We start from the raw sequence: 8,062 nt of genomic DNA, 5'->3' as shown, positions 1-8,062 counted from the left end.
CTCTTCGGCCGCACCCTCGACGCCGATGCCCCGCAGCTGCTGGAGGAGGTGGCCCAGGAAGCCGTCGACTTAGCGCGCACCCTCGACTTCAGCACCGACTTCGGTGGCGCAGGCGTCGCAGTGGCGGCCGTGGGCGGTGGGCGTCATGGCAGCCCAAGGCTGGGCGCAGGGCTGCGGAATGGAGATGCGAGGGAAGGTGACCATCGGGCTAATGTAGGTTTTTGCGGGGTAGTAACGCCGAAGCAGTCACGAGGACTAGCGCTTGCCCCACTGATAAAAGCGGCGCAGATGGGTCAGAATTTTAGTGCCGGGTTTTCAGGGGGGAAGTCTACCACCGTTTTCTGACAGGGCGGCGCAATACCGGCCTGAAGTTACAGAACTCATCACGGCTCCGTTTTCGGGGCAGAGCGGGGAAAAGTTGAAGGTAACAGACGGGCTTATAGGTGGAAACGAAAGCTAAAGCGCTTACCTGAACGGTGCGCATCGGGGCCCGATTGGCCCCACCCCCGCCATTATGCTTTATCTTTTGCCCTTCAAACCTGCTCCGCCCACCCTTCATGCGTTCTGATAAGTCCCTATTCCGCCGCAAAACCATTGCGGCCATTCTCCAAAATCCACCCGCCGATGCCGAAGGCCACACCTCCGGCGGCCTCGAACGCCACCTCACCGTGCGCGACCTCACGGCGCTGGGCATAGCGGCCATCATCGGGGCCGGCATCTTCAGCACCATCGGCAAGGCCAGCCTCGACGGCGGCCCGGCCGTGTCGCTGCTGTTTGTGTTCACGGCCGTGGCCTGCGCGTTTTCGGCGCTGTGCTACGCGCAATTTGCGGCCACCATTCCGGTCAGCGGCTCGGCCTATACCTACGCCTACGCCTCGTTTGGCGAGCTCGCGGCCTGGATTATCGGCTGGGCCCTCATCATGGAATACGCGGTGGGCAACATCGTGGTGGCCATTTCCTGGTCCGACTACTTCACCGGGCTACTCGATGGCATCGGGCTGCACATTCCGGCCTACCTCAGCACCGGTACTCAGAGTGCTTACCAGGGCTACAATGCCGTACTGGCCCTCATGCAAGCCAAGCTGCCGCTCTCGCAGGCCACGCCCGCGCAGCTCGAAGGCTACAAAATCTGGACCTCCGCCCCCACCCTGTTTGGCGACTGGCGCCTAGTGGTCGACCTGCCGGCGTTCTCCATCACGGTGGCCATCACGGCGCTGGTGTACGTGGGCATCAAGGAAAGCAAAACAGCCAGCAACATCCTGGTATTGTTGAAGTTGATTGTGGTAGGCGTGGTTATTGCCGTGGGTGCGTTCTACATTGAGCCGGCCAACTGGAGCCCCTTCGCCCCCAACGGCGTGGGCGGCGTGCTCAAGGGCGTGTCGGCGGTATTCTTCGCTTATATCGGCTTCGATGCCATTTCGACCACGGCCGAGGAGTGCAAGAACCCGCAGCGTGACCTGCCCAAGGCCATGATGTACGCCCTCATCATCTGCACGGTGCTGTATGTGATTATCACAATGGTACTCACCGGCATGGTGCCCTACACCAAGCTCGGCGTGGGCGACCCGCTTTCGTTTGTATTTGCCGAAGTGGGCCTGCCCAAGCTCTCGGGCCTGGTGGCGGTGAGTGCGGTGTTTGCCATGGCGTCGGTGCTGCTGGTGTTTCAGTTGGGCCAGCCCCGCATCTGGCTCACCATGAGCCGTGATGGACTGCTGCCCAAGGTGTTTTCGCGCATTCACCCGCGCTTCCACACGCCCTCGTTTGCCACCATTGTCACGGGCTTTTTCGTGGCCGTGCCGGCGCTTATTCTGAACATGGATTTGGTGGTGGACCTCACCAGCATCGGCACGCTGTTCGCGTTTGCACTGGTTTGCGGCGGCATCCTCATCATCGACCCCTACGGCCGTTCCGAGGCCCGGTTCAAGGTGCCGTACATCAACGGACGGTGGGTGGTACCGTTTATTCTGGCCCTGGGTGCTTACCTCATTTTCCGCTACAACGGCACCAATAACCACGAGTTCGGGATGGATGTGAGCGGGCAGCGCGGCTGGCTGCTGAAGGACGAAGTAAGCGGCAGCATCGTTGGCGGCTTTGCCCACCAGATTCCCACAATCGTGTTTTTGATGTTTTGCGTGGCGCTGGCGGCGCTCTCGTTCCGCAAAAGCCTCTCGGCCCTGCCCGTGCTGGGCCTGCTCATCAACCTGTACCTGATGACGCAGCTTGGCATCAGCAACTGGACGTTGTTTTTCGTGTGGCTGCTCATCGGCCTGGCCGTGTACTTCGGCTACGGGTACCGGAATTCGAAGCTGAACCGCCTGGCCGGGTCCGAACCGGCTGTTTAACCCTAAGTCGCGAAGACTGAATTTGTGAGCCCCATCGGGGTCAGGCTTGGTAAGGCGGCACTCGTGCACTGAATGCTGCGCTACCAAGCCTGAGCCCGATGGGGCTTTGCCGCTCTTTCTCCTGAGCTTGCCACTGATGGGCAGCCCTATCGGACCGCCTCCCCGCCAGGGCCGATATCCGATACCCCGCAACTTGGGGTACCTTACCGCTTCAGGCCGACGCGCGCTGGCGCGGCCTACCTTCGGCCCTCCTTTTACCCAGGAAAATAACCATGCTAGACCAGACCGAAGTGCTGCACCACCTGTTGCAAGGCAGCCCGCTGCTGTTTTTCGCCTACAGCGTGAGCGCCAGCCAGGTACTTTATGTGAATGAGGCCTACGAGCACCTATTCCCAGGAGCCAGCCGCGATACGGCCACCCAGGACCTGCCGCGCCTGCTGAGCTACCTGCCCGCCGAGGACCAGGCCTACGCCCTGACCTGCCTCACCGACCTGGCCAATGGCGAAATGCACGACGACCTGCTGCTGCGCCTGCAGCCGCAGCCCGCCGCCCCGCTGCGGTGGCTGAACCTGCGGGCCCACCGGGCCGTGGCCACCGACGGCCAGGTGCTGCTCTGCGGCACCGTGCAGGACGTGACCGTGGAACAGGAGTACACGCGCAACGCCGACAAGTTCATGGCCAAGAAAAATACGACGCTGGAAATCCTGTCGCACGACCTGGCCGGGCCCTTTAACCTGATGCAGCAGATGGCGGCCTTATTCCAAGAGAAAACCCAGTCCCTGCAAGACCCGCAGCTGGAAAAGATGGTGGGCGTGATGCAGGAAACCTGCCGCGAGAGCGTGAACCTCATCCGCGAGTTTGTGGACAGTGAGTTTGCCGAGTCGGCCAGCGTACAGCTCAAGCGCACGCGCGTGGACCTTACCGCCAGTCTGCGCCAGGTAATGGACACCTACCAACGCTCCGAGCACCTGGTAGCCAAGCACTTCAACTTCAGCAGCACGCCCGATGCGGTGTATGTGGAGCTGGACAACAACAAGTTTTTGCAGGTGATAAACAATCTGATGTCCAACGCCATCAAGTTCACCCGCGAGGGCGGTCATATTTCCTTGGCGGTAGCGCAGCACCCCCAGCACGTGCTGGTAACAGTGGCCGATGACGGCGTGGGCATTCCCGAGCAATTTCAGCCCGTGTTGTTCGACCGGTTCACCCGGGCACGGCGGCCGGGCCTGCGCGGCGAGAAAACTACGGGACTGGGCATGTCCATTATTCAGACGCTGGTGCAGCTGCACGGCGGCACCATCTGGTTTGAGAGCCGGGAAGGCGTGGGTACCACCTTTTACATCAAGCTTCCCACCTGAGGCCGGCCCGCGTTTATTCGTTTCCCATGTCCCCGTCCCCAACACTGCCAGCTGGCGAAACCAGCTTTTTTACGCTCCGCCTGCACGGCAGTATTTCAGCAGCCACCCTGCGCGAGCTGAAAGCCGAAGCCCAGCAGCGGCTGGCAGCGGGCGGCGACCCCCACCGGGTGATGAAGCAGTATTTCGCGGGGCTGGACGCTGTGCTGGACCGCCCCCGCATCGGCCCCACGCATTTCGAAAACGAGAAGATGGCCGAGGCCCTGGCCGGCGAAATCATGATGCTTGAAGAAACCGGTTTTGTGGTGCATGGCTTCGCCATTTTGCCCAACCACGCGCACATGGTGCTGCATTTGCCCGCAACCAGCACCCTCTCGTTTTCCAAGGCCCTCGACCTGCTGCACCTGCGCACCGGCACCGTTTGCCGCCGCCTGGTGCGGCCCAAGCTACCGCCCGAGGCCCAGTTCTGGCAGGTGGGCGGTTTCGAATACACGGTGCAGGACGAGGGCGAGCTGACCCGGCTGCTGGCCTACGTGCGGGGCAATGCTCGCCAGGCCGGGCTGCCGGCACGCTTTCAGGAGTGGCCCTACCTGGGGCCGGAAATATAAGCCGCGCCGAACCCGGCCGGGGACCCGCAGCCGTATGTGCGCATTCCTCGTTCCCGGTTCATTGCCGGCCTCTGCCATGCGTTCGCTCCTGCTGTTTCTTTTCGCCCTGCTGCTCGCCACCCCCGGCCGCGCCCAAACCCAGCCGGACACCACCCTGCGCCCCATCAGCCCCGACCGGCTGCTGCGCTATACCTACGCCAACGACTTCCTCGGCCGCACCGACTACTACTTCACCCAGGGCATGACCCTGACGTTAATGCTGCCCAGCCTGGCGCGGTTGCCCACCCAGCGCCTGCTGCTCCGAGGCCCAGCCGGCAGCACTCAGTACCACGGCATCACGCTGCGCTACGACGGATTCACGCCGCTGCGCATCCAGGACCCGTTCATACGGGTGGGCGACCGGCCGTATGCGTCGTACTTCTACGCCTCGTTTTTCCGGGTGAGCAACCAGCCCACGCGCCGGCAGCGCCTCACTTCGGCGCTGGAAGTAGGGTTTATCGGTCCCGGCACCTTCGCAAAGGAATTCCAGCAGGCCATTCACCGGGCCACCAACAACCCCGAGCCCCGCGGCTGGGACTACCAAATCGGGACCGATGCCGTGCTGGGCTACCGCGTGGCCTACGAACGGCAGCTGCTGGCCGCCAGCCGCTTCGTGGAAGTGCTGGGCACAGCGGAGGCATCAGTCGGCACCTTGTACACGTACGCCGGGGCCGGCGCGCAGCTGCGGCTGGGCTTGTTGCAGCCCTACTTTTCCAGCTTGGGCGTAGCCAGCGCCGGCAGCCGTGCCGGGCAGGCACAGTGGCAGCTCTATGGCTATTCGTCGCTCCAAGGCCGTTTGGTGGGGTACGATGCCACGCTGCAGGGCGGCGTTTTCAATAAATCGAACCCCTACGAGCTGCCGACCAGCGCGGTGGCGCGCACAATACTGCGCAACACCACCGGCCTGGTGCTGGCGCACAAAGGTTTCCGCCTGGAGGCTAACTCCACGTGGGTTTCGCCGGAATTCGACGGAGCCCGCACGCACCGCTGGGGGCAGCTGGTGGTAACGGCGGCGTTTTAAAAAGTGAGGTTTGCCCCTACGTTACCTCACCCCCTAGCCCCCTCTCCAAAAAAGAGGGGGGACTAGCCCTAGAAATTTAGTTATAAAGTACTAAGGCTAAAAACTAGTCCCCCCTCTTTTTTGGAGAGGGGGCTAGGGGGTGAGGTTATGCCCTACTTCGCCCGGTGAATAATCAATACCCCAGCCAGGATGACGACCATGCCCAGCAGGTGCCACAGGTTGAATGCCTCGCCGTCCAGAGCACCCCAGGCTAATGCCACGATGGGAATAAGGTAGGTGCTGGAGGACGCGAACAGCGCCGTGGATTGCTGAATAAGCCGGTTGAACAGCACCATGGCCACGGCCGTGCTCATGGTAGCCAGCAGCGCGATGTAGCCAAACGCCGTCCAGGCGCCGGGCACGGTGGATAACTTGTACAAAAAGTCCGTGCCCACCAGCAAATACGCCAGCGCGGGCCCGCCGATGAGCAGCAGCAGCACCGCCGTCACCGCCATTGGGGTCATGCCGCCCAGCTTGTACTTGATGACGTTGACGCTGACGCCGTAGCCGATGGTGGCAATCAGGATGTAGACGCCGTACCAGGCGTTGCCCTCGCCAGTGGGCGTATCGGTGCCGCCGCTACCGCCCAGCAGCAGCATCACTACCGTGCCCGCCAGGCCCAGCACAATGCCCAGCACCCGCAGCCCCGTGAGCCGCTGCCCAAACAGCAGCGCACCCACCAGCAGCGTAAACACCACCGTGAGGGCATTGAGCACGCCAGCCAGCCCGGAAGCCAGCTTGGTTTCAGCGTAAGCAAAAAGAAACGCCGGAATGAGCGTGCCCACCACACCGCTCACCGCCAGCCACTTGAAGCGGTTGCGCTCCACGGTACCCACGTGGCGCACGGCAAACGGCAGCAGCAGCAACGCCGCCACGCTCACGCGGGTGGCGCCCAGCTCCATGGCCGAAAACACAACCAGGCCTTTTTTCATCAAAATAAATGACGTGCCCCAGATGGCCGCCAGCAGGATGAGCAGTAACCAGGCCATGGGTGTCGTCACGCCGGGCGCGGCCGGAGTATTGAGAGTGGCGGCGCCAAGGCCTACAGCCCCCGAAGCTGCCGTTTGGGTGCCTTTGGTGAGGTGGCCGGAGCCAGTCGCGGCGGGTGTGGGCACGGGTAAAGTATCGGCAACGGGTGGGGTTGGAGCAAGCATGGGGCAAAGGTACGGGCAGCCGCAACGGGGGTTCCTACCTAATTTCCAACCACCCGAACCGGAGTATTACTCTGGCTGTTTCATTCTTGCCGATTCCTGCCGTAATTTTGTAGCCCGGTTTCGTGCCGATTCAGTCTATGTCGCATCCGTTCAAGGCCGTTAGCCTGTCTTTTAAGAAAGCCCCGCTGGCCATTCGCGAGCTGCTTTCTTTAGATGAGGCCGCTTGCCGCCGTTTTCTGCACACATTGCACCACGATTTGGGTCTTTCCGACCTGCTCGTGCTTAGCACCTGCAACCGCACCGAAGTGTATTACGCAGCCGAGGAGGACCGCAGCCGCGAAATAATCCTCGCCCTGGGCCACCTCAAGGACCGCGCCGATATTGGCCAGTTCCTGCCCTACTTCGACCTGCTGCCCGATGCCGATGCGGCCGTGCGGCACCTTTTTGAAGTAGCCATGGGCCTCGACGCCCAGGTAGTGGGCGACCTGCAAATCAGCAACCAGGTGAAAACGGCCTACCAGTGGGCCGCCGATGCCGACGCTGCCGGCCCCTTTCTGCACCGCCTGCTGCACACCGTGTTCTTCACCAACAAGCGCGTGCAGACCGAGACCAGCTTCCGCGACGGCGCTGCTAGCATCAGCTATGCTGCCCTTGAGCTGGTAGAAGAGCTGACTGCCGACGTGGCCAACCCGCGCGTGCTGGTAGTGGGCCTGGGTGAGATTGGCGCCGACGTGTGCCGCCACCTGGCCGCCAGCAAGTCATTCAGCGACATCACCATCTGCAACCGTACCCGCGGCAAGGCCGAGGAGCTGGCCGAAGAGTGCGGTATGCGCCTCGTGGATTTTGAAGACCTGGTGCCCGCCTTGAAAGAAGCCGATGTCATCATCTCGTCCATCAACCGCACGGAGCCATTTTTTACCCGCGAGCTGGTGGAACACCTCGACGTGCTCAGCTTTAAATTCTTTGTGGACTTAAGCGTGCCCCGCAGCATTGGCTCCGATGTGGAGCAGGTGCCCGGCGTGCTGGTGTACAACATCGATGCCATTCAGAGCAAGGCCTCGGCCGCGCTGCAAACCCGCCTGGCGGCCGTGCCCCAGGTGCGCGCCATCATTGCCGAGAGCATTGCGGGCTTGCAGGACTGGGCCAAGGAAATGATGGTGTCGCCGCTCATCCAAAAGATGAAGGCCAGCCTGGAAACCATGCGCCAGGAAGAAATGGACCGCTACCAAAAGCGCGCCACTCCCGCCGAAAGCAAGCTCCTCGACGAAGCCACCCGCTCGCTGATGCAGAAGATTCTGAAGCAGCACGTACTGAACCTGAAAGCTGCCTGCCGCCGCGACGACGGCGAGCAGGTACTAGAGCTGCTGGGCGAGTTATTTGACGTGGAAAAGCAGAATGCAGTAGCCTAGAGGCTGTTATGCACTATTCGTATGCCTGGCGAGCATAATGCAGGCGAAAACGACAAAATGCAGCTGCTGCAAGGTCTGGCTGAGCCGCTCGTGGT

7 protein-coding genes are annotated in these 8,062 nt (G+C 62.0%); 5 read left to right on the top strand and 2 right to left on the bottom strand.

Annotation, left to right across the window (positions count from 1 at the left end; all coding sequences use genetic code 11):
* Nucleotides 1–69: 69 nt before the first annotated feature.
* A complete protein-coding gene (locus BEN48_RS19970; protein WP_262490091.1) occupies nucleotides 70–204 on the bottom strand; it encodes a hypothetical protein in 135 nt (44 codons plus the stop codon).
* Nucleotides 205–557: 353 nt separating this feature from the next.
* Here BEN48_RS19970 and BEN48_RS14700 point away from each other — a divergent pair, with 353 nt between their 5' ends.
* The 4 genes from BEN48_RS14700 to BEN48_RS14685 all read left to right on the top strand — a co-directional run bounded on the left by BEN48_RS14700 (nucleotide 558) and on the right by BEN48_RS14685 (nucleotide 5,365).
* Nucleotides 558–2,342, top strand: a complete 1,785-nt coding sequence (locus BEN48_RS14700; protein WP_070735658.1) for an amino acid permease — start codon at nucleotides 558–560, stop codon at nucleotides 2,340–2,342.
* Between the two features lie 272 nt (nucleotides 2,343–2,614).
* Nucleotides 2,615–3,700: a sensor histidine kinase gene (locus BEN48_RS14695; protein WP_070735657.1), complete on the top strand. Its 1,086-nt coding sequence runs from the start codon at nucleotides 2,615–2,617 to the stop codon at nucleotides 3,698–3,700.
* 26 nt (nucleotides 3,701–3,726) lie between these two features.
* On the top strand, nucleotides 3,727–4,305 hold the full coding sequence (locus tag BEN48_RS14690; protein ID WP_070735656.1) for a hypothetical protein: 579 nt from the start codon (nucleotides 3,727–3,729) through the stop codon (nucleotides 4,303–4,305).
* Between the two features lie 76 nt (nucleotides 4,306–4,381).
* Nucleotides 4,382–5,365 (top strand): lipid A deacylase LpxR family protein, encoded by a 984-nt coding sequence (locus tag BEN48_RS14685; RefSeq protein ID WP_070735655.1) that lies wholly within the window; start codon nucleotides 4,382–4,384, stop codon nucleotides 5,363–5,365.
* 152 nt (nucleotides 5,366–5,517) lie between these two features.
* On the opposite strand, the gene BEN48_RS14680 is transcribed toward BEN48_RS14685, so the two are convergent.
* Nucleotides 5,518–6,558, bottom strand: a complete 1,041-nt coding sequence (locus BEN48_RS14680) for a DMT family transporter (protein ID WP_241502284.1) — start codon at nucleotides 6,556–6,558, stop codon at nucleotides 5,518–5,520.
* Nucleotides 6,559–6,695: 137 nt separating this feature from the next.
* Between BEN48_RS14680 and hemA the strand changes: the two genes are divergently transcribed.
* The gene (hemA, locus tag BEN48_RS14675; RefSeq protein WP_070735654.1) at nucleotides 6,696–7,967 is read left to right on the top strand and encodes a glutamyl-tRNA reductase; all 1,272 of its coding nucleotides are present in this window, start codon (nucleotides 6,696–6,698) and stop codon (nucleotides 7,965–7,967) included.
* The last annotated feature ends 95 nt before the right edge of the window (nucleotides 7,968–8,062 follow it).

The organism is Hymenobacter glacialis, assembly GCF_001816165.1.
Classification (GTDB): Bacteria; Bacteroidota; Bacteroidia; order Cytophagales; family Hymenobacteraceae; genus Hymenobacter; species Hymenobacter glacialis.
This window is presented reverse-complemented; position numbering and strand designations above follow the sequence as displayed.